Annotated in this window: 18 protein-coding genes and 3 pseudogenes; 13 read left to right on the forward strand and 8 right to left on the reverse strand. The window is 70.4% G+C overall.

Translation table 11 applies throughout. The annotated features are described in order from the left end of the window. On the reverse strand, positions 1-1534 hold a 1534-nt coding region (locus tag HYE82_RS21055; protein WP_179175680.1), incomplete at its 3' end, for an Ig-like domain-containing protein. Positions 1535-1994: 460 nt separating this feature from the next. Beyond that, positions 1995-2177, reverse strand: a pseudogene (locus HYE82_RS38295) (GNAT family N-acetyltransferase); the annotation flags it as partial. A gap of 26 nt (positions 2178-2203) precedes the next feature. Between HYE82_RS38295 and HYE82_RS21060 the strand changes: the two are divergent. The 5 genes from HYE82_RS21060 (at position 2204) to HYE82_RS21085 (ending at position 7091) form a co-directional block, all read left to right on the forward strand. Then, positions 2204-2668 carry a hypothetical protein gene (locus HYE82_RS21060; protein WP_179175681.1) on the forward strand — a complete coding sequence of 155 codons (465 nt, stop codon included), beginning with the start codon at positions 2204-2206 and terminating at the stop codon, positions 2666-2668. Between the two features lie 418 nt (positions 2669-3086). Then, positions 3087-4109: a DUF4259 domain-containing protein gene (locus tag HYE82_RS39025; protein ID WP_306439608.1), complete on the forward strand. Its 1023-nt coding sequence runs from the start codon at positions 3087-3089 to the stop codon at positions 4107-4109. Positions 4110-4524: 415 nt separating this feature from the next. Further along, positions 4525-5997 carry a serine/threonine-protein kinase gene (locus HYE82_RS21075; RefSeq protein ID WP_179175682.1) on the forward strand — a complete coding sequence of 491 codons (1473 nt, stop codon included), beginning with the start codon at positions 4525-4527 and terminating at the stop codon, positions 5995-5997. Positions 5998-6165: 168 nt separating this feature from the next. After that, a complete protein-coding gene (locus HYE82_RS21080) occupies positions 6166-6408 on the forward strand; it encodes a hypothetical protein (protein WP_179175683.1) in 243 nt (80 codons plus the stop codon). A 350-nt stretch (positions 6409-6758) separates the two neighbouring features. Beyond that, positions 6759-7091 (forward strand): hypothetical protein, encoded by a 333-nt coding sequence (locus HYE82_RS21085; protein WP_179175684.1) that lies wholly within the window; start codon positions 6759-6761, stop codon positions 7089-7091. Between the two features lie 95 nt (positions 7092-7186). Here HYE82_RS21085 and eno read toward each other — a convergent pair whose 3' ends face one another. Continuing rightward, positions 7187-8464 carry a phosphopyruvate hydratase gene (gene eno / locus HYE82_RS21090; RefSeq protein WP_179175685.1) on the reverse strand — a complete coding sequence of 426 codons (1278 nt, stop codon included), beginning with the start codon at positions 8462-8464 and terminating at the stop codon, positions 7187-7189. A gap of 156 nt (positions 8465-8620) precedes the next feature. On the opposite strand from eno, the gene HYE82_RS21095 reads away from it, so the two are divergent. After that, on the forward strand, positions 8621-9043 hold the full coding sequence (locus HYE82_RS21095) for a MarR family winged helix-turn-helix transcriptional regulator (protein WP_179175686.1): 423 nt from the start codon (positions 8621-8623) through the stop codon (positions 9041-9043). Between the two features lie 162 nt (positions 9044-9205). On the opposite strand, the pseudogene HYE82_RS21100 reads toward HYE82_RS21095, so the two are convergent. Next, positions 9206-9343: pseudogene (locus HYE82_RS21100) on the reverse strand (aminopeptidase); the annotation flags it as partial. 473 nt (positions 9344-9816) lie between these two features. Between HYE82_RS21100 and HYE82_RS21105 the strand changes: the two are divergent. Then, positions 9817-10119 carry a hypothetical protein gene (locus HYE82_RS21105; protein ID WP_179175688.1) on the forward strand — a complete coding sequence of 101 codons (303 nt, stop codon included), beginning with the start codon at positions 9817-9819 and terminating at the stop codon, positions 10117-10119. A 143-nt stretch (positions 10120-10262) separates the two neighbouring features. On the opposite strand, the gene HYE82_RS21110 is transcribed toward HYE82_RS21105, so the two are convergent. Continuing rightward, positions 10263-10925 carry a ribosome-inactivating family protein gene (locus tag HYE82_RS21110; RefSeq protein WP_256987491.1) on the reverse strand — a complete coding sequence of 221 codons (663 nt, stop codon included), beginning with the start codon at positions 10923-10925 and terminating at the stop codon, positions 10263-10265. A gap of 377 nt (positions 10926-11302) precedes the next feature. Here HYE82_RS21110 and HYE82_RS21115 point away from each other — a divergent pair. From HYE82_RS21115 to HYE82_RS21130, 4 genes and pseudogenes are all read left to right on the forward strand, one after another. Next, positions 11303-11620 (forward strand): annotated as a pseudogene (locus HYE82_RS21115) (trans-aconitate 2-methyltransferase); the annotation flags it as partial. 240 nt (positions 11621-11860) lie between these two features. After that, positions 11861-12982: a site-specific integrase gene (locus HYE82_RS21120; RefSeq protein WP_309144393.1), complete on the forward strand. Its 1122-nt coding sequence runs from the start codon at positions 11861-11863 to the stop codon at positions 12980-12982. Beyond that, positions 12979-13317, forward strand: a complete 339-nt coding sequence (locus HYE82_RS21125) for a helix-turn-helix transcriptional regulator (RefSeq protein WP_179175689.1) — start codon at positions 12979-12981, stop codon at positions 13315-13317. Before HYE82_RS21120 ends, HYE82_RS21125 begins: the two co-directional genes overlap by 4 nt. Continuing rightward, positions 13314-14825, forward strand: a complete 1512-nt coding sequence (locus HYE82_RS21130) for a hypothetical protein (RefSeq protein WP_179175690.1) — start codon at positions 13314-13316, stop codon at positions 14823-14825. The genes HYE82_RS21125 and HYE82_RS21130 overlap by 4 nt, the downstream gene beginning before the upstream one ends. A gap of 13 nt (positions 14826-14838) precedes the next feature. Here the strand turns inward: HYE82_RS21130 and HYE82_RS21135 are convergent, their stop codons facing one another. After that, entirely contained in the window at positions 14839-15468 is a 630-nt protein-coding gene (locus HYE82_RS21135) for a class I SAM-dependent methyltransferase (protein WP_179175691.1), read from the reverse strand. 474 nt (positions 15469-15942) lie between these two features. Here HYE82_RS21135 and HYE82_RS21140 point away from each other — a divergent pair, with 474 nt between their 5' ends. Continuing rightward, on the forward strand, positions 15943-16371 hold the full coding sequence (locus HYE82_RS21140) for a VOC family protein (RefSeq protein ID WP_179175692.1): 429 nt from the start codon (positions 15943-15945) through the stop codon (positions 16369-16371). A gap of 183 nt (positions 16372-16554) precedes the next feature. Here HYE82_RS21140 and HYE82_RS21145 read toward each other — a convergent pair whose 3' ends face one another. Beyond that, positions 16555-16692 carry a hypothetical protein gene (locus HYE82_RS21145; protein ID WP_179175693.1) on the reverse strand — a complete coding sequence of 46 codons (138 nt, stop codon included), beginning with the start codon at positions 16690-16692 and terminating at the stop codon, positions 16555-16557. A 510-nt stretch (positions 16693-17202) separates the two neighbouring features. Between HYE82_RS21145 and HYE82_RS21150 the strand changes: the two genes are divergently transcribed. After that, positions 17203-17376: a hypothetical protein gene (locus HYE82_RS21150; protein ID WP_179175694.1), complete on the forward strand. Its 174-nt coding sequence runs from the start codon at positions 17203-17205 to the stop codon at positions 17374-17376. A gap of 341 nt (positions 17377-17717) precedes the next feature. On the opposite strand, the gene HYE82_RS21155 is transcribed toward HYE82_RS21150, so the two are convergent. Then, positions 17718-18149 carry an SMI1/KNR4 family protein gene (locus tag HYE82_RS21155; protein ID WP_179175695.1) on the reverse strand — a complete coding sequence of 144 codons (432 nt, stop codon included), beginning with the start codon at positions 18147-18149 and terminating at the stop codon, positions 17718-17720. Positions 18150-18312: the final 163 nt, after the last annotated feature.

Consider the following 18312-nt stretch of genomic DNA (forward strand, 5'->3'; position numbering starts at 1 on the left):
TGAAGGTCACGGTCCCGGTCGGGCTGCCCGCACCCGGCACCACCGGAGCCACCGTCGCGGTGAACACCACCGGCTCACCCACCACCGACGGATCAGGCGAAGACGTCACCTGCGTGCTCGTCGCCGCAACGGTCACCGTCTGCGTATCCGACCCAGACGAGCCCGCGAAATCACTGTCCCCGCTGTAGACGGCCGTCACCGTGAACGGGCTGCCGCTGCTCGTGGCGTAAGCGTGCGTGGCCGTGGCCACCCCACCGATCAGCGCCACCGTCTCCGCCGGGCTCCCATCACCAAACGTGAAGGTGACAGTCCCGGTCGGGCTGCCCGCACCCGGCGCCACGGGGGCCACCGTCGCGGTGAACACCACCGGCTCACCCACCACCGACGGATCGGGCGAAGACGTCACCTGCGTGCTCGTCGCCGCAACGGTCACCGTCTGCGTGTCCGACCCGGAGGAAGCAGCGAAACTCACCCCGCCGCTGTAGGTGGCCGTCACCGTGAACGGGCTGCCGCTGCTGGTGGCGTAGGCGTGGGTGGCCGTGGCCACGCCACCGATCAGCGCCACCGTCTCGGGCGCCGACCCGTCACCGAAGGTGAAGGTGACGGTCCCGGTCGGGGTGCCGGCACCCGGCGCCACGGGGGCCACCGTCGCGGTGAACGTCACCGGCTCACCCACCACCGACGGATCGGGCGAAGACGTCACCTGTGTGGTCGTCGCCGCGGCGACGACGGTGTGGGTGTCCGTGCCGATGGATGGCTTGAGGTCGGCGCTCCCGCTGTAGCCGGCCACCACCGTGTACGGGCTGCCGACGGCGTCGGCGTAGGTGTGGTTGACCGTGGCCACGCCCCCCACCAGGGCAACGGTGACCGGTGCCGACCCGTCACCGAAGGTGAAGGTCACGGTTCCGGTGGCTGTGCCCACGCCCGGTGGCACCGGCGCCACCGTGGCGGTGAACGTCACCTGCTCGCCGGGCACCGACGGATCCGGTGCGGAAATCACCGTCGTCGTGCTGAGGGCCTTGCTCTTCACCGTGTGCTGGTCCGTCCCCAAGGACGGGAGGAAGTTGGCGTCTCCGCCGTAGATCGCGGTGATGGGGTGCGGGCCGACGCTCAGCAAAGCCACGGTGACCGTGGCCGTACCGTTCACCAGCGGGGCCGTGAGGGTCGGTCCCCCACTGATGACAAAGGTGACGATGCCCGTCGGCGTACCTTCGCCGGGCACGCGCGGTGTCACCTTTGCAGTGATCGTCACTGGCTGGCCGTAGGCCGACGGATCCGGAGAGGAGGTCACCGTGGTCCGGGTGGCTGCCTGGATCACGACCTGGACGGTGGTGCCGGTCGAGGAGGTGAAGCTGGCGTCACCGCTGTACACAGCCGTGATTGGGTGGGTTCCCACCGACAGGTCGTCGACCGTCGCGGTGGCTGTGCCGCTCACGACGGGCGCCGTGACGGTGGGTCCACCAGCGACACTGAAAGTGACGGTGCCCGTCGGTGTTCCGAGCCCGAGCGGGATGATGATCGCCTTCAGCTTCACCGGCTGGCCGTAGACCGATGGATTGGGTGACGTGGCGACCAAGGTTATGGTGGCAGGCATGGACGTGGCCCTCCAGAAGGGAGTCGTGGATGGTCACGGCCGCCACTTGTCCCCCGGTTCCGGCGGCCGCTGTCGGCGGTGACGGATGCGGACATCACGTACTGCCGTCCCTGACAGGAGATGGGCGGCCCCGGTCGGTACCACCAGTAAGCGCCCGAACGGTTGCGGTAGCCAGACCCCCAACGCCCAATCCCACGAACAGGCGAGCGCACAGACCGCGTGAACAGCGCGGCGCCGCCTACGTCACCGGCGCGCACCGGCGGACACGCGCCGGGGTCTCCATGAGCATCACGACTCACCCAACCCGTGCGGCACTTGGCTCGCGAACGGGCCCAGCCGGACGTGCGATCAGGGAGTGGGGGCGCATAGGAACTTGCCGGTCGGTTAGTCCTGGCTGCGGGCGCGGCGCCACTCCCCGGCCGCGCGCGTGTGCCGCGGTCCGGTAGCCGACCTCGGCGGATCCGGTGCCAGGGGCGACGGCTTTGAGGACCACGTTCCCCCATGGTCGTCCCTCGTCCCCACCGGCTCGCGTCTCCACGAAGGCGAATGCAAAGCGATCACCGGTTTCCCGTCCGTGCTGCTCGTGTCCGCGCCTGGTTGCATGGGGACATGAACGCCATACTCACCAGCCTGATCGCGGTCCTCGGCACGTTGCTGGGCTCGGCCATGACCCACGCGTTCCAGCAGCGCTCCGCGCGGCGGACGGAAGACGGTGCCCGGGCGGAACGGCTGCGACAGGACCGGCTGGACGTCTACGGCTCGTACGCCGGGCTGCTCGTGGAATTCCGCCAGGCGATGCTGCACCACTGGTTCTGCATCCACGAGGGGCGCGACGCGGAGGACGAAGCGGCCTTGCGGGCACGTACCTTCGAGCTGCGCTCGGCCGCCCAGAACGCGCTGTTCCGGCTCCGCCTGGTCACGGATGAAGCCGAGGTACTGGCTGCGGCGGAGCGGCGTTCACGGAGGTCGGCACCGCTGGACCGGCCCGCCGACCGCGACGGCCTGCTGCCCCGGCGTGACGTCACGCGCGAGCTGATCGACGCCTTCGTCGCGACGGCACGACGCCACGTCTGAGGCGCACCCTTTCACTCCGTGTCGGCCTGGCGCAGGGGTGACCCGCGGCGCGGTGATGCGTCACCTGCTCCTGCGGACGGTTGCCGCGAGCCGGCCGCCGGTTCGGTCCGACGGGCGCGCGGGGCGGTCAGCCGGCCTCCGGGGACCGCCGTTTGGCGGGAGCGGCCGCGGGCAGCCATCGCCCGGCGCCATCGCCCGGTACGGGCGGGCCAAGGGCCGGTAGGCAGGTGGCCAGGCGGCATCCGCGGGGAGCGGAGCGCACACGTCCCGCGACCCGGGTCCGGAGCCGGCCCCGATGCACCGCCCGCGCGTCTGTCCGTTCGTGGGGGCCGGCTGCAGCCTCGGGGTACGACGACCGGGCCGCCGCTGTCAGTGCCGCCTGGCACCCTCCCGGAGGACCCCCACCTCAAGGAGACTCATGGGCACCTGGGACGTCGGCCCCTTCGACAACGAGACTGCCGCCGACTTCTGCGCCTCCCTCGACGAGGCCGCCGAGGGCGACCGGCCCGGCCTCGTACGCGATGCGCTCGCGCGCGTCCTCGACGCCGAGGACCCCCTCGACCGGCACCTGGCGGTCGCGGCGGTGGCCGGGGCAGCCCTCGTCGCCGCCCAGTGCCCCGGCGGACGGCCCGTCACCGGCCCGGAGGGGCCGGACCTGCCCGTCCCCGTGCTTCCCGCGGACCTGCGGGGCTTGGCCGTCCGCGCCCTGGACCGGGTCGAGGCGGAGCCGTCCGAGTTGAGGAGACTGTGGGCGGAGACCGACACGTACCCCCACTGGCTGTGGAGCCTGCACCTCCTGCGCAGAGTGCTCACCTTCCCGGCCCCACAGCCGGTGGCCCGCTCCTGGGCCAGGATCGACTCGTGGATGCGGCGGCACGCCCCCGCTTCGTACGCGCTGCTCGCGCCACCGGCCGACCCCGCCGAGGTCGAGGCAGCGCAGGAGACGATGGGGATCCGCTTTCCCGCGGACCTGTTGGAGTCGCTGTCCTGCCACAACGGGATCGCCGAGTGGGCCAGGCTGCTCCCCGACGAGCCGCCCATGTCCGTCGCAGGGATCCTTGGCCACTGGCAGATGTGCGTCGAGTTCGCCGAAGACGACCCCGACTTCGCCGAACCCGACGACGGCCAGGAGCCCTGGTGGCACCCGCAGTGGATCCCCTGGGCGCAGAGCCACGGCGACTCCCAGGTCATCGACATGCGCGAGGGACCCGGCCAAGGCCGCCTGGGCAATGCGGCACACGACGACGTCGGCTGCTTCGACGCCGGCTGGCCCTCACTGGCCGTGTATCTGACCGCCGTGGCCGACGCGCTCGACCAGGGCAGGGAAGTGGAAGGAAAGGTGCCCTACCTCACGCCGGACGGGGGGCTGTGGTGGGCCGTTCCCCACCAGACCGCGCTGAACGGCGCCCCGCTCACCCCCGCGCCCCGAGCGGAACCGTAGAACGTGATCGTCGGCGGGAGCAGCGCGACCCTCCCCACCCGGCGGCCGGTTACCGACGTGCATCCGGAGTTCGGCCGACGCGCGGTCGTCGCTCGGCTCCTCGCAGACGGAAGGATCAAGCCCCACGGGGCGGCGGTGGCGACGGTGGCGTCGGCGGCGGCGGCGGCGGCCGGTGCGGGGGGGTCCGCACGGGTTCCGGCTCGTTGACCCCGTGCCCGCTGGTCTTGGCCGACGGCGCCGAGGGGGAGGACCGGGTGTCCGGCTGGTCCGGTGTCCGGCTGGTCCGGTGTCCGGCTGGTCCGGTGTCCGGCTGGTCCACTGACGGAGACCGACCCCTGTTCCGCACGCCCCGTGCGGGTCCGGGGGCACCGCCCCTGGTGGCGGGCCACCCGGCCGCAGCCGCCATACTGGGCGCATGGAACGGATCGGGGGGTACGGCGTCGAGCGCAAGCTCGGCGAGGGCGGCATGGGGACGGTCTACCTGGCACGTTCCCGCGGAGGCCGGGCGGTGGCCGTGAAGGTGGCCCGGCCGGAGCTCGCCGCGGACCCCGCGTTCCGGGAGCGTTTCCGGGCAGAGGTGGCCGCGGCCCGCCGGGTCGGCGGCTTCCACACGGCACAGGTGGTGGACGCCGACGTCGACGGCGATCCGCCGTGGCTGGCGACCGCGTACGTCGCCGGGCCCACGCTGGCCGCCCGGCTCGCCGCGGGCGGGCCGATGGACGAGGCGGGGCTGCGTACCCTCGCGGCGGCGCTCGCCGAGGCGTTGGAGGCGATCCACGGCTGCGGCCTGGTCCACCGCGACCTCAAGCCGGGCAATATCGTGATGGCCGACGACGGGCCGCGCGTCCTCGACTTCGGCATCGCGCGTGCCCTGGAGTCCACCCGGATGACCGCGACCGGCACCGCCTTCGGGACGCCCGGCTACCTGGCGCCCGAGCAGGCGCTGGGCAACGACGTCACGGGCGCCGCCGACGTGTTCGCGCTCGGCGCGGTGCTGGTCGCCTCGGCCGGCGGCAGCGCGTGGGGCGGGGGGACCCCGATGGGCCTGATGTACCGCTCGGTCCACGAGCCGCCGAACCTCGACGCGGTGCCGGAGGGGCTGCGTCCGGTGGTCGCGGCCTGTCTGGCGAAGGATCCGGCCGAGCGCCCGACGCCTTCGGCGCTGCTGGACCTGCTCACCACCGACGGCGGGGTGCCGCGGCAGGACACCGCCGCCGGCTGGACGCCGACGGTCAGCGCGCCCGCGACGCCCCCGGCGGCCCTGCAGGTGCCACGGCCGCCGCAGGCAGCTCCCGCGTCCCACGCGCCCTCGGCGCCCGCCGCACCCTCGGCGCCCGCCATGCCGTCGACGCCCTACCCGCCGCATCTGGCGCCGCCTCTCCCCCACGGCACGCCGCCGCTTCCGGCCGCGGCGCCAGCCGTCCCGGGGGCGGTTCCCGTACCGGCGCAGGGCGCGCCGGAGGTCGTGATCGCCGACCGCAGGAACAGCGTGGTCGCCGACCGTTCGGGCGTCGTCTTCGAAGTGGAGGGCGTGGAGGCGGACTTCGAGTGGGACGAGCTCGCCGGGATCACCTACGGTCCGGGCCACCGCGGCAGCCACCTCGTCGTGACGGTTCGGCTGCACGACGGCAACGCGTACTCGTGCCAGATCCACAACCGGCGCGCCGCCCGCCTCCAGGAGTGGCTGGTGCAGCTGCACGCCGTCGTCTCCCACTACCTCGCGCCGCGGCTCGGCCCCGCGCCCGCCCCGTATGCAGCCGGTCCGGGTCCGTGGGGGCCGGCAGGGGGCCACGTCGGCTTCGGCGGCAGCACACCGGTCTTCGGCGGCGCCCCGCAGTTCGGCAGCGGCCCCGCCGCGCCGGGCGGGTTCGGCCCGCCGTCCCGCTGAGCTCGTCTTTTGACCTCCGGGCCGGGTCACACGACCCGGCCCATGGCCTGGCTCTCTTCGCAAGAGCGTGCACCTGGGCGTCGACCACGGTCGGAGACATCCTCGAACCGCTGCGAGATCGGGCACCGGCCCTGGTCGACCCGCTCGGCGGGCGCCCCCTTCTGCTGCATGGAGGCGCTGCGCGAGGTGGCGACCGCCTGCGGCTGGACCGAGCGGTACGCCTGCGACGACCTCGGCAACCTCGCGCACACCACCGTGCCAGACCATCCCTCCAACGGCGACCACGAGCCCGGCGGAACCCTGATCCGGCGCGTCGGCCGGACGCTGTACGAGCACGACGGCCGGGGGCGGCTCGTCCGCCGCGTCGGCGAACTCCTGGGCGGGCAGCGACGGACGCGGGCCTTCACCTGAACGCGGAGCACCGTCTCACCGACGCGGCCGCTCCCGAACGGTGGCCACGGCAGTACACGCGATCCGCTCGGTCGGCGCACCGCCAAGGCGCGCCTCGACCCCGGCGGCGCGGTCTTCGACGCCCGCTTCCACGCGACCGTCACGGACCTCGTCGCCACCCCGATGCAGCCGGCGCCCCCCGACGGCCGCATCAGCCGGCAGTTCCGCACGAGGGGATCCGCCTGGACCTGCACGCCGTACTCAGCGATCTTGAGGTCAGGCCCTACGACCAGAAATCGAGCGTGACCTGCCGGCCGTCGTGGACGGCTTGGACATGAAACGATTCCCCATCGACAGACGGGAAGCGAGCCGTGGTGAATGACGAGGCGTACCGCCGAGAGCTGGACTATCTCAGCCAGTACGCACACGACGACTGGCTCGGTTTCTCGGTCGTCAGCGGAGCCGTGGGGAGTTTGCTCGGCCGGGCCGCCACGTTCGAGGAACAGCTGCGACTGCTCCTGCGCATCGTCGCCGATCTGTACGACGCCGGGGCGCGACCGGGAGCCCTGACGGAGTCGGAACGGGCCCCCTTCCTGCCGTGGCATTCGGACAAGGCCGGGGCTCTGGCGCGAATCGCAGCAGAGGTCGATGCGCATTCCCGGTTGCCCGACTCCGGTGACGTCTGCTGGTTCACGGTGCCGTGAGGCCTGTCACGGTCGTGACCGACCATCTCGGAACCAGGCGACGAGGGCAGGCTGTCAGAGCCCGCCCCCCAGGGCTGATGATCCGCCGGACCGGTCTAGCGGCGCAGCGCTCCCGCGCCTGCGTACCGGGCGCTGCCGCCCAACTGCTCCTCGATGCGGATGAGTTGGTTGTACTTGGCGGTGCGGTCGGAGCGGGACAGCGATCCGGTCTTGATCTGGCCGCAGCCCGTGGCCACCGCCAGGTCCGCGATCGTCGTGTCCTCCGTCTCTCCTGAGCGGTGCGACATGACGACGGTGTAGCCCGCCCGGTGGGCCGCGTTGACGGTGGCCAGGGATTCGGTCAGGGTGCCGATCTGGTTGACCTTCACCAGGACCGAGTTGGCGACGCCGGAGCGGATGCCCTCGCGCAGGATGGTCTCGTTCGTGCAGAACACGTCGTCTCCGGTGAGCTGGCAGCGCGCACCGACCCGGGCGGTCAGGTCTTGCCACCCCTTAAGGTCGTCCTCGGCCATCGGGTCCTCGATCGACACGATGGGGTAGGCGTCGATCAGCTCGACCAGGTAGTCGGCGTGTTCGGCGGGTGTGCGCCGTACACCTTCTCCGGTGTAGTCGTAGACGCCGTCGCGGAAGAACTCGGACGACGCCGGGTCCATGACCAGGCCGATGTCCGTGCCCGGCCGGTAACCCGTGCGCTCGACGGCGGTCACCACGAAGTCGAGGGCCTCCTCTGCGGTGCGCAGGGCGGGTGCGAAGCCGCCCTCGTCGCCCACGCCCGTGGAGTGCCCGGCGGCGAGGAGGTCGCGGCGCAGGGTGTGGAAGATCTCCGACCCCATCCGCACGGCCTCGGCGAAGCTCCCCGCGCCGATCGGAGCGATCATGAACTCCTGGAAGTCCAGGGGATTGTCGGCGTGCGCGCCCCCGTTGACGATGTTCATCATCGGGACGGGCAGCAGCCGGGCGTCGGAGCCGCCGAGGTAGCGGTAGAGCGGCAGGCGGTGGGCGGCGGCCGCGGCCTTGGCGGTGGCCAGGGAAATCCCGAGGATCGCGTTGGCGCCGAGCCTGGACTTGGTGGGGGTGCCGTCGGTGGCGACGAGGGCGGCGTCGAGGCCGGCCTGGTCCTCGGCCTCGCGACCGATGACAGCGGCAGCGAGCTCCGTGTTGACGTGGCGTACCGCTTGGTCGACGCCCTTGCCGTGCCACCGGGCCGGGTCGCCGTCGCGGAGTTCGACGGCCTCGCGGGTGCCGGTCGAAGCGCCGGAGGGGACTGCGGCCCGGCCGATGGATCCGTCCGCCAGTTCCACGTCCACTTCGACGGTGGGGTTGCCCCTGCTGTCGAGGACGCGGCGGCCGGTGACGGAGGTGATGGCGGTCATGGGAATCCTTCCCGTTCGCATGCGTGCCGGGGGTTCGGCTGCGGCGACAGTGGCGCTGGACCCGGCGCAACAGATTCTACAGCAATGCTGTGCAGTTCAGCTGTTCAGTTTGGCTGGCCAGTTCTGCTGTACAGCTGTGCTGCGCTAAAATTCGGCATGCCCCTTCCGGAATCCGCCGCCGTCGCGGCCGAACTGCGCACCGCCCTGGGAAAGCTCACGCGGCGCGTAAAGCTCGAGGACCAGATGCCGCTCGGCCAGGCGTCCGTACTCGGCGCGCTGGACCGCAACGGTGCGATGACGACCAGCGAACTGGCAGTCGATCAACGCGTGCGCCCCCAGTCCATGGCCCGAGCCGTCGGACTGCTCATGGATCAGGGGCTGATCACGCGCCGGGCGCATCCGACCGACGGCCGCAAGAGCCTGGTGGAACTGTCCTCTGCGGGGCAGGCGCTGCTGGAAGAGGAGCGGGGGCGGCGGGCGGATTGGCTCGCGCGGGCGATCGAGGCGGAGTTGACGGGGGACGAGCGGGAACTGCTGGCGCGGGGGATCGGGCTGATGGAGCGCCTCGCGGCGCACTAGCCGGGCTCAACGAGCGGGATGGCCGTCTCCGTCTGCCTCACCCCCGCCCCACCGGCGAGAACGACGCCGGTCACCCCCGGCGGCCGGCGGACCGCGATGGCACAGTCGGAAGGCCAGGCCAGGCCAGGCCGGGGCCCCGCGGGACAAGCACCCCGGAGGCGGTCACGCCACGCCGAGGGGCTGCTCGCAGAAGCCGCCGAAGCCGCTCTCCTCGTCGACGAGGTGGATCTCCGGGAACCAGTGGCAGCGCCGGCCCGCCCTGCCGGTCCGGCGCATCGGTAGGTCGTTCTCCGGGGTGACGCAGGGCTCGGGCTGCTCGCGCACGCCTTCATGGCTGCCACCGCCCACCAGGTCCGGGAAAGGGGGTCGGCACCGGTGCGGCAGCCGGGGCCACCGGTTTCGCAGCGGCGGAGGCCCTGCGACTCCTGGCAGCTCGTCGTCCCCATCGCGGCACCTCCGTGGCCATGGAGGACGACACCACGCCCTGAGTTGGTCGCACTGGCGCCGACGACACCGAGCAGTCGCCCGCCGCTGCCATCTCCTGCGGCGGTGCCACGCGATCGAGAAGCGGCCTCCCGTTTTCAAGGGCCCACGCCCCTGACCACTCCACAGACCTCGCCACCCTACGGCCGCCCGCCCGACCCGCCGGTCAGACAGCAAGCCGGAGTATTAGGGGGCGGAACAGGGGTAGGGACGTGTGGTCCGCGGGTTGGCGAGCGGGAAACATGAGTGGCGGCATTTGACGAAACCAATCCGGCACAAAGGAGTTGATTATGCGACACCGAATTTCGGCCACCATGGCCCTCGGGGCTGCCCTCGCGATCGCACCCGTGGCGACCGCCTCCGCCGCCACCACCCCGACCACCACCGTCACCGCCGATCAGTGCTTCAGCAACGGCGGCTTCTTCGGCGGCTACAACAGCGACGGCAAGGCGTTCTGTACGCGCGGCATGTACGACGGCATCCCGTTCGACAAGGACCCGCGCCAGGGCTGGTGCCCGGACGGCCAGCACATAGTCTTCCGCTACCTGCAGGGCCTGTTCTGCGTACCCAACGTGCCCAACGCCAAGAGCTGACCCACAGCGAGCGCGGAATGCACGGGAACTGACAGCCCCGCAGTGGCCCGGCCAGCCGCTGCGGGGCTGTTCGCATGCCGTGAAGGAGGTGCTCCTGACGGCTCCGAGCACGCACCGGGCCGAGCCGCCCATGCGTTTCAGCCTCAGCCGGGTGCCGCGGCAGACAGTCGTCCGCCGGTCATCCAGATGCGTGACATCGCATCAGCCAAGGCCGGGTAGCGGGCGGCTTCGCAGATCATTTCCGAGAGCACGAGCATTCCGTGTGCGGTGCACTTCGGATCGCAGTTCCGGTGCAGCGAGACAACCGCGTTGCCCAGCGGCCGGCGCCCCAGGAAGATCCCCAGGCGCCGCACGGCGGCGACCGTCTCCAGATCGGAGCGGCCTCCGGCGAACGGCAGGACTTCAGCTCGGCGGATCCCCGGTGGCACGACGGAGTCCCGCACGTGGCGGACGCACGCTTCCGGCGGGGCCTGTCCGTTCTCGAAAGTGTTGCGGAATCCGACGATGCGCATGCGGGCATCTTGCAGGCGGAGTTCGATGTAGAGCTCGATGGACGAACTTCGCAGCTGAATGCGCAGAGGCAGGTAAGCCATTTCCCCCGGCCGCCGCGAGGCCCCGCCGAAAAAGCCCTGAGCGTCCTCTGCCCTCGACCGAATGGTCGACGTCAGGAGTTGATAGTCGTCCACTGATGCGTGGGCCGGGGAAAAGGACACGGGTTTCAGCACGGCGGCCGACATCAGGGAAGGCCGCCACAAATCGTCGCCCCCTGTAGCGATCTGACCGTGATCGGTTCGATCCTGCTGCATTCGCGCATTCTCATCCACCGCCCTCGACATCGTCCCCGTGCTGGGTGCTGATCGTCAGATCCTTTCTAGTCCACCCTGGCGGCCGACGGGCACATAGTTGGCCGCTGATGCCAAGAAATCGGTGCGTGAACCCCGGGGGATTCGGGGGTTGATACTGGTGGGCTCTCGTAATCAACTGTCGCCGGTTCCCCGAGGAACCCAGCCATCTGGTGACCGACTGTGGTCGCCAGTGGCGTATCGGCTCCAGGTCCCACCGGCCTCGTTGCGGAGCCGGGTGGTGGTCTTGTCGTGGTAGCCGAGAGCGTCCGCAGCGAAGGTGCGGGATTCGGTACGGGGCGGGAGGACGGCTGCGGACGACGGGTGTTAACTTCCTTCGCGTGGTGGAGCACCAGGACGAGACCAGGGCGGCCTACGACGGGGTCGTCGAGCTGTATGCGTCGATGTTGGCTGATCGGCTGGAGACGCAGCCGTTCTCGCGGAACATGATCGGCATCTTTGCCGAGCTGGTGCGGGGGACGGGGAACCTGCGGGCAGCCGATGTCGGCTGCGGGCCCGGACATCTGACGGCCATGCTGCATGACCTGGGCCTGGACGCCTTCGGGCTTGGCCTCTCCCCAGCCATGGTCGACCACGCCCGGCGGGCCCATCCGGCGCTGCAGTTCGACGAGGCGCAGATGGAGGCCCTGCCAGTCAAGTGCCGCCAATTGCATCGGATGCGAACTGGCGACGGTATGTGCATCGCGGCCGGGTGACGTGGGGCTGATGCCGCTGATCAGCGGTATCAGGCGTCTGGGCGCCCAGTGACCGTAGCGGTTGGCGAGGGGTGGCGGCGAGCGACTGTCACCCGTTGGGATGGATGGCCTGCGGTTTCAGCTCCGACTCGCGTCCGATGCGGTTTTCTCGCATCAAATGCGAGTGATGGGGAGTGGTAGCCGGTGAGGTTCAATACGGCGCCGGGGGCGGCAAAGCTGCACCTGGCGGATGGGGTCGCCCTGCTGCGACCGGAAGAGCAGGTGTTCACCGCGATGTTGGGCGGCTTCGCCAACCAGCAGCTCGCGCGGAATCTGGCCCGGACGACGGTGGAGGGCCGGGAGAACACAGTCAAGGCGTTCGCCGCCTACGTGAACACCTACCCCTGGCAGTGGACGCCGGCGATGGTCGACGAGTGGCTCGGTGACCTGCGCTCACTGCGGGACCTGAAGCGCTCGACGATCCGCTCGTACTCCGAGGCGGTTCGAGCGTTCTGCCACTTCCTCACCGACCCGCTCTACGAGTGGACGGCGACCTGCGAAGAGCGGTTCGGCACCCATCCGGTGCAGGTAGTGCATGAGTGGAACACCGCGGTGCACGTCCAGGACAACGAGGCGGACGCCAAGAAGCGCGCCTTCACCAAGGCCGAGCTGCACGCGTTCTTCGCGCACTGCGACGATGAGGTCGCCCGCATCCGGGCCTTCGGCCGCAAGGGCTGGCTGCCCGCCTTCCGCGACGCGACCCTGTTCAAGACCGCCTACGCATACGGACTGCGGCGCAACGAGACGCGGATGCTCGACGCCGCCGACTTCGGCCGCAACCCGCACGGAGGCGAGTTCGGCGAGTATGGACGGTGCCAGGTCCGGTTCGGCAAGGCCAAGAAGGGCTCGCCGCCCAAACGCCGCGGGGTGCTGACCGTTTGGGACTGGGCCCCGGACGTCCTGGACGAGTGGTTCACCGAGGTCCGCCCGTTGTTCGGCACCGACAACAACCCGGCGGCCTGGCCCTCCGAACGCGGTATGCGGATCGGATGCCAGCGGCTCAACTCCCGCTTCATCGCCTACCGCAAGACCCTGGGCCTGAACGACGGACTCGACTTCCACTCCTTCCGCAGGTCCTACGTCACCCACCTGATCGAGGACGGCTGGGACCCGCGCTTCGTCCAGGAACAGGTCGGCCACGAGCACGCCAGCACCACCTCGCTCTACACCTGCGTGTCCTCGGACTTCCGCACCCGCACCCTGCGGCGGCATCTGGACTCCGCAATCGCCGCGGCCCTCCAGACCCAGACCGGGAGGCAAGCATGAAACGCAAGGTCGGCTACACCTGGCGGCTGCGCGAGGTCATGGCCCAGCACCAGATCTTCACAGCCACCGAACTGATCCCGCTGCTGCGCGAACGCGGCATCGACCTGTCCGCCTCCCAGGTCCACCGTCTGGTCTCCGGCACCCCCGAACGCCTGTCGTTGCAGGTCATGGCCGCGCTCTGCGACATCCTGTCCTGCACCCCGGCCGACCTGGTGGCCACCACCGCCGAGAACGCCGGTGTCCGCAAGACCGCCACCGGCGACCTGCCCGCACCGCCTGTCGACAACATCGCGAAGCTGCGGCCACGCCCGGCCCGTATCCTGCCCGACGCATGAGCCCCGCCTACAAGACACCCGAAGAGCGTGATCGCTGGCACAAACGGACCTGCGCCCGCTGCGAACGGCACGGCTGGTTCGCCGCCCGCTGGCCCGACGGTCACGTCTGCCGCACCTGCCACGACAAGGCCCTGCGCGTCCGTGGTCAGTGTCCAGCCTGCGGCGACGAGCGTGTCCTGCCCGGACTACGGCCCGACGACGGGGCTCTGATCTGCCCGGACTGCGCGGGCTTCGTGATGTCCTACCGCTGCTCCCGTTGCGAGCGGGAGGGCAAGCTGCACGGCGGCCGACTCTGCACCCGCTGCACCCTCACCGACAGACTCGGTGAACTCCTCGACGACGGCACCGGCCGCATCCGGCCCGCGCTCCTCCCACTCGCCGAGTCGCTCCTCAACGCAGACAACCCGGTATCCATCCTGAACGGGCTCCACATGCGCAAGGGCAAGATCAGCGCCCCTGACGACCTGCTGCGGCGTCTGGGCCGGGGCGAGATCGAGCTGACCCACGAGGCGTTTCACACTCTCCAGCCCTGGCGGGCCGCCGCCCACCTGCGCGAACTCCTCATGGCCTGCGGTGTCCTCCCCGCCGTCGACAAGCGGCTCTGCCTGTTCGAGAGCTGGCTGGTCGGCCACCTCGCCGTTATCACCGAGCCCGAACATGCCCAGATCATCCGCCGGTTCGCGACCTGGAACGTCCTGTCGAAACTCCGGACTGCCGCCGGCCGCAGACCTCTCACACCGGGCAGCCAGACATACGCCACGGGCCAGGTCAAGCACGCGACAGCCTTCCTGAACTGGCTCAGAGCTCACGATCTGACCCTCACCACATGCCGTCAGGCCGACATCGACCGCTGGCACGTCGAACACAACGAGCACAACCGGAGCACCGTCCGGCCCTTCCTGCTGTGGTGCCAGACCACCAAACTCACCCGACGCTTCCGGCTGCCGCCTCCGCAGGCCCGCCGGGCGGCCCCGCTCTCTCACCGCGACCGCCTGAGCCTCCTCGGCCGGCTTCTCACCGACGACAGCCTGCCGCTGCGGAGCCGAGTCGCCGCGATCATCATCCTGCTCTACGCGCAGCCTTGTAGCCGTGTCGTCCGCCTGACCATCGACGACGTCGTCCACGACAACGGCCAGGTCCTGCTTCGTCTCGGCGAACCCGCCTCTCCGGTGCCCGCGCCGTTCGCCGAACTGCTCCTGATCTGGATCAACAACCGCGACAACATGAACACCGCGACCAATCGAGAATCCCGCTGGCTCTTCCCTGGCCGTCGCGCCGGCCAGCCACTACACCCCAACGGCCTCTCCGGCCAGCTCAACAACCTCGGCATTCCCACAACCGCCGCCCGGACCACAGCGATCCGCCAGCAAGTCCTGGGGATGCCCGCCCCGGTCGTCGCGGACGCTCTCGGCTACCACAACAAGACCACCACTCGCCTGCTCAACGAGACCGGCGGAACGTGGAGCCGATACGCCGCTGGAGATCACACACGATCACCAGCAGGCTAGGGATGGCCTTGCTCTAGCGGAGGCGGGCGAGCAAGTGGGCGTCGAGGAATCCCCGCTCAGAGGCCGGGTCGTGGAGCAGCCGGGCGAACGGGACGAGCCCGGCCAGGGCCAGCAGCTCGGCGAACCGGTCCGCCGGCCAGCTATAGGCGGGCGTCACCTTGTGGTCGAAGCGAACCGGCTCGGGCCCGTCGGTCGCGAAGAACGAGGCCAGGAGCAGGCCCCCTGGTGCCAGGACACGTGCCTGCTCGGCGAGCAGCGCGGGTAGTTCCCCAGGAGGGGTGTGGATCATTGAGTAATGGGCCAGCACGCCCCCGAGCGCGCCGTCCTCGACTGGCAGGGCCTCCATCCGCGCCTCGTCGAACTGCAGCGCCGGATGGGCCCGCCGGGCGTGGTCGACCATGGCTGGGGAGAGGTCAAGCCCGAAGGCGTCCAGGCCCAGGTCATGCAGCATGGCCGTCAGATGTCCGGGCCCGCAGCCGACATCGGCTGCCCGCAGGTTCCCCGTCCCCCGCACCAGCTCGGCAAAGATGCCGATCATGTTCCGCGAGAACGGCTGCGTCTCCAGCCGATCAGCGAACATCGACGCATACAGCTCGACGACCCCGTCGTAGGCCGCCCTGGTCTCGTCCTGGTGCTCCACCACGCGAAGGAAGTTAACACCCGTCGTCCGCAGCCGTCCTCCCGCCCCGTACCGAATCCCGCACCTTCGCGGCGGACGCTCTCGGCTACCACGACAAGACCACCACCCGGCTCCGCAACGAGGCCGGTGGGACCTGGAGCCGATACGCCACTGGCGACCACAGTCGGTCACCAGATGGCTGGGTTCCTCGGGGAACCGGCGACAGTTGATTACGAGAGCCCACCAGTATCAACCCCCGAATCCCCCGTCCCGAAGACAGGTCGCCGGGCAGGAACTGCACACGGTGGCGAGGTTGCCGCGGACGCCCCGAGGACGACGGACCGCGACCTGCCCATCGGGGAGCAACCATGGGAATGAGCACGCCAGGGAGCCGCGCGGCGCCCATGCGGCCACGGGCGTTGGCTCCGCCATCTGCTGCCACGAGCGCCCGCTCAGACCCGCCACGGTCCAACTGGGCTCCCTTGGTAAGGTGCGCCGATGTCATCGATCAAGCAGTTCCAAGTCACCTTCGACTGCGCGGAACCGGAACGTCTCGCTCGCTTTTGGTGCGAGGTGTTGGGGTACGTCGTACCGCCGCCACCGGAGGGCTTCGCCACGTGGAACGATTTCAAGCACTCGCAACCACCTGAGCAGCAGGACGCCTGGTTTGCGTGCATCGACCCCACAGGTGTGGGTCCGCGACTGTTCTTCCAGCGCGTTCCCGAAGGGAAGGCCGCCAAGAACCGGCTGCACCTTGACGTGCGGGTCGGTACCGGACTCATCGGGGAGGAGCGCCTCGCCGCACTCGAGGCCGAGTGCGCGCGACTGCTCCCGCTCGGCGCCGTACACGTGCAAACGCTGTATGACGGCAATGACGCGTGCATCCCGATGCTGGACATCGAGGGCAACGAGTTCTGCCTCGACTGAGCACCTTCGGCGCGGCCGGGGCGTACAACCGGCTCCCGCGGACAGGAGCGGAAGTCATCCCGTGAAGGCGAGGACGGAGCGAGCACGCGGGGCGCCGCAGGGGCCAGGCGAGGTCACAGGACGTTCCCCGGCCTGGCCCTTGGGCGTTCGTCGGGTCTGCGACCCGACGCGGACGGCATGACCTCAGTGCTGGATCACGGTGCAGTTGACGGTGGTCCCGTCGGCCGCCTTGACGACGTACTTGCTCCCGCTGAGGCCGCCGACGTCGAACCTTCCGCCACTGGTGGGGACGGTGCCCGAGCTGGATCCGGTGTAGGTCACCGTTCCACTGGGGAAGCCTTCACCCCACAGGTGGTACTTGCCGGCCGAGTCCGCTTCGACTTTGCACGTCGCGGCGGACGCGACGCCCGGCGCGGCCGTGGTCGAGGCGTGTGCGGCAACCGCGGGGCCCACCGCGAGCGCAGGGGCCACCAGGAGCGCAAGTGCTGCAAGACGACGTGTCCGGTTCATCATTCAACCTGCCTTGGACGCTGGCGGTGCGGCCGGTGGGGCGTGACGGCTCCGGTACCCGCGGCAGCGGCCGCACAGGACTCCGAGGGAAGGTCTGGCACCGTTACGCCGTGCGCATGTCGCCCCACGTGGACCGCTCATTCCGTTGCCTACCAGCGCATAACGTGAGGCCTGATGCCGTTTTCATCCTATCGTTCGGCTCGTCACACGGCATCCCGCGCCCTGTTGACGGCACCGCCCCCGGGCAGACCAGGACCGGGCCGCCCACGCGGCACCGGCCGCCTCGTTTCCGGGCGCCGGTTGAGTACGGGTACTCAGGCCATGGCGAACCCGTTGCTGCAGGCTGAAGGCATGCACCAGCGTGAATGGAAGCCCGCCGACCACCGGCTCGGCGTTGAACGTGCCGCTGTCGCCATCCTGGCAGTGGCCGCAGCGCTCTTCGCCGCAGCAGGCATCGCCATGATCTCCGTGATCGCGGCCTATGCCCTCGCCTGAAGCAGGCACTCTGCCGGGGCGATTGCCTGGCCCGCGGCACTACTCCACCGGCCAGGTCGACGGCGACTGGAGCGGCCTCGGTGTCTTCGACGGCCTGCTCACGCCGAGTTCTGCCCGACCGGGTCCCGGTAGGAAGCGCCGGCGCACGCGCCGACGACGAGACGTGATCGCGGGCGGCAACCGTCCTCCGCCTTCGCCGGGCCGAGCGGGTCCGTATGGTGGACGAGAAGGTTGCCCACCTGTTCGAGGTCGGGTGCGCGTCGGGATCACGCCATGTGGGGCCGGGGCTGCCCGGTGAAGAACCTCCTGGTTCAGGAGGAGGAAGAGATTCCGAAGCCGGTCTACCGGTACCAGTCTCCGGTCCCTCGCAGGGCACGCTGGATGTACTGGTCCAGACCGTAGGAAACCAGGTACCGGCTGTCCGTCTCGTGGTCCCAGACGAAGACCTCGTTGCGTTGCGGTGTTCGAACGAAAGCGAACTGGTCGCCTCCGCCGTTGTCGCCGAAGAACATCAGCGGTTCGAACGGCATGTACAGCTCGGCGAAGTCCCGAGCGGCGCGGAAATCCGCGTTGGCCTTCGCGATCCGCTCGGCGCTCCAGACCACGTCGAGACCGTAGCGTCCTCGCACCCCGTTGCACTCACGCAGCAACGCGGCCAGCTGCGGAGGAAGCGACTGCCCGAGTGCACGCTCGACCGCCGCCAGCGCCCCTTCGCCGGCCGGAGCGCCGAGCTCGGCATCAGCCGTCGCCTCAAGGATCTGTTCACGCCACATCGGAGCAGCCTCTCAGACTCCAGGACGGAGCATCATCCCGGGTCGGCCCGAGCACCTCATGCCCCGGGACCGGGCCAGGCGCATGCCGCGGCGCGGCCTCATGGGCCCGTCGCAGTGGAGGGTTCCGGGGCCGCCTCGCCGACAGGGCCGCTTGGGGGCGGGT

Origin of the sequence: Streptomyces sp. BR123 (assembly GCF_013401435.1) — a bacterium.
Taxonomy (GTDB): Bacteria; Actinomycetota; Actinomycetes; order Streptomycetales; family Streptomycetaceae; genus Streptomyces.

Coding starts and splice junctions, on each gene's coding strand:
- HYE82_RS21060 (WP_179175681.1), top strand. CDS start 2,204: ATGAACGCCATACTCACCAGCCTGATCGCGGTCCTCGGCACGTTGCTG.
- HYE82_RS39025 (WP_306439608.1), top strand. CDS start 3,087: ATGGGCACCTGGGACGTCGGCCCCTTCGACAACGAGACTGCCGCCGAC.
- HYE82_RS21075 (WP_179175682.1), top strand. CDS start 4,525: ATGGAACGGATCGGGGGGTACGGCGTCGAGCGCAAGCTCGGCGAGGGC.
- HYE82_RS21080 (WP_179175683.1), top strand. CDS start 6,166: ATGGAGGCGCTGCGCGAGGTGGCGACCGCCTGCGGCTGGACCGAGCGG.
- eno (WP_179175685.1), bottom strand. CDS start 8,464: ATGACCGCCATCACCTCCGTCACCGGCCGCCGCGTCCTCGACAGCAGG.
- HYE82_RS21095 (WP_179175686.1), top strand. CDS start 8,621: ATGCCCCTTCCGGAATCCGCCGCCGTCGCGGCCGAACTGCGCACCGCC.
- HYE82_RS21105 (WP_179175688.1), top strand. CDS start 9,817: ATGCGACACCGAATTTCGGCCACCATGGCCCTCGGGGCTGCCCTCGCG.
- HYE82_RS21110 (WP_256987491.1), bottom strand. CDS start 10,925: ATGCAGCAGGATCGAACCGATCACGGTCAGATCGCTACAGGGGGCGAC.
- HYE82_RS21125 (WP_179175689.1), top strand. CDS start 12,979: ATGAAACGCAAGGTCGGCTACACCTGGCGGCTGCGCGAGGTCATGGCC.
- HYE82_RS21130 (WP_179175690.1), top strand. CDS start 13,314: ATGAGCCCCGCCTACAAGACACCCGAAGAGCGTGATCGCTGGCACAAA.
- HYE82_RS21140 (WP_179175692.1), top strand. CDS start 15,943: ATGTCATCGATCAAGCAGTTCCAAGTCACCTTCGACTGCGCGGAACCG.
- HYE82_RS21150 (WP_179175694.1), top strand. CDS start 17,203: ATGGCGAACCCGTTGCTGCAGGCTGAAGGCATGCACCAGCGTGAATGG.
- HYE82_RS21155 (WP_179175695.1), bottom strand. CDS start 18,149: ATGTGGCGTGAACAGATCCTTGAGGCGACGGCTGATGCCGAGCTCGGC.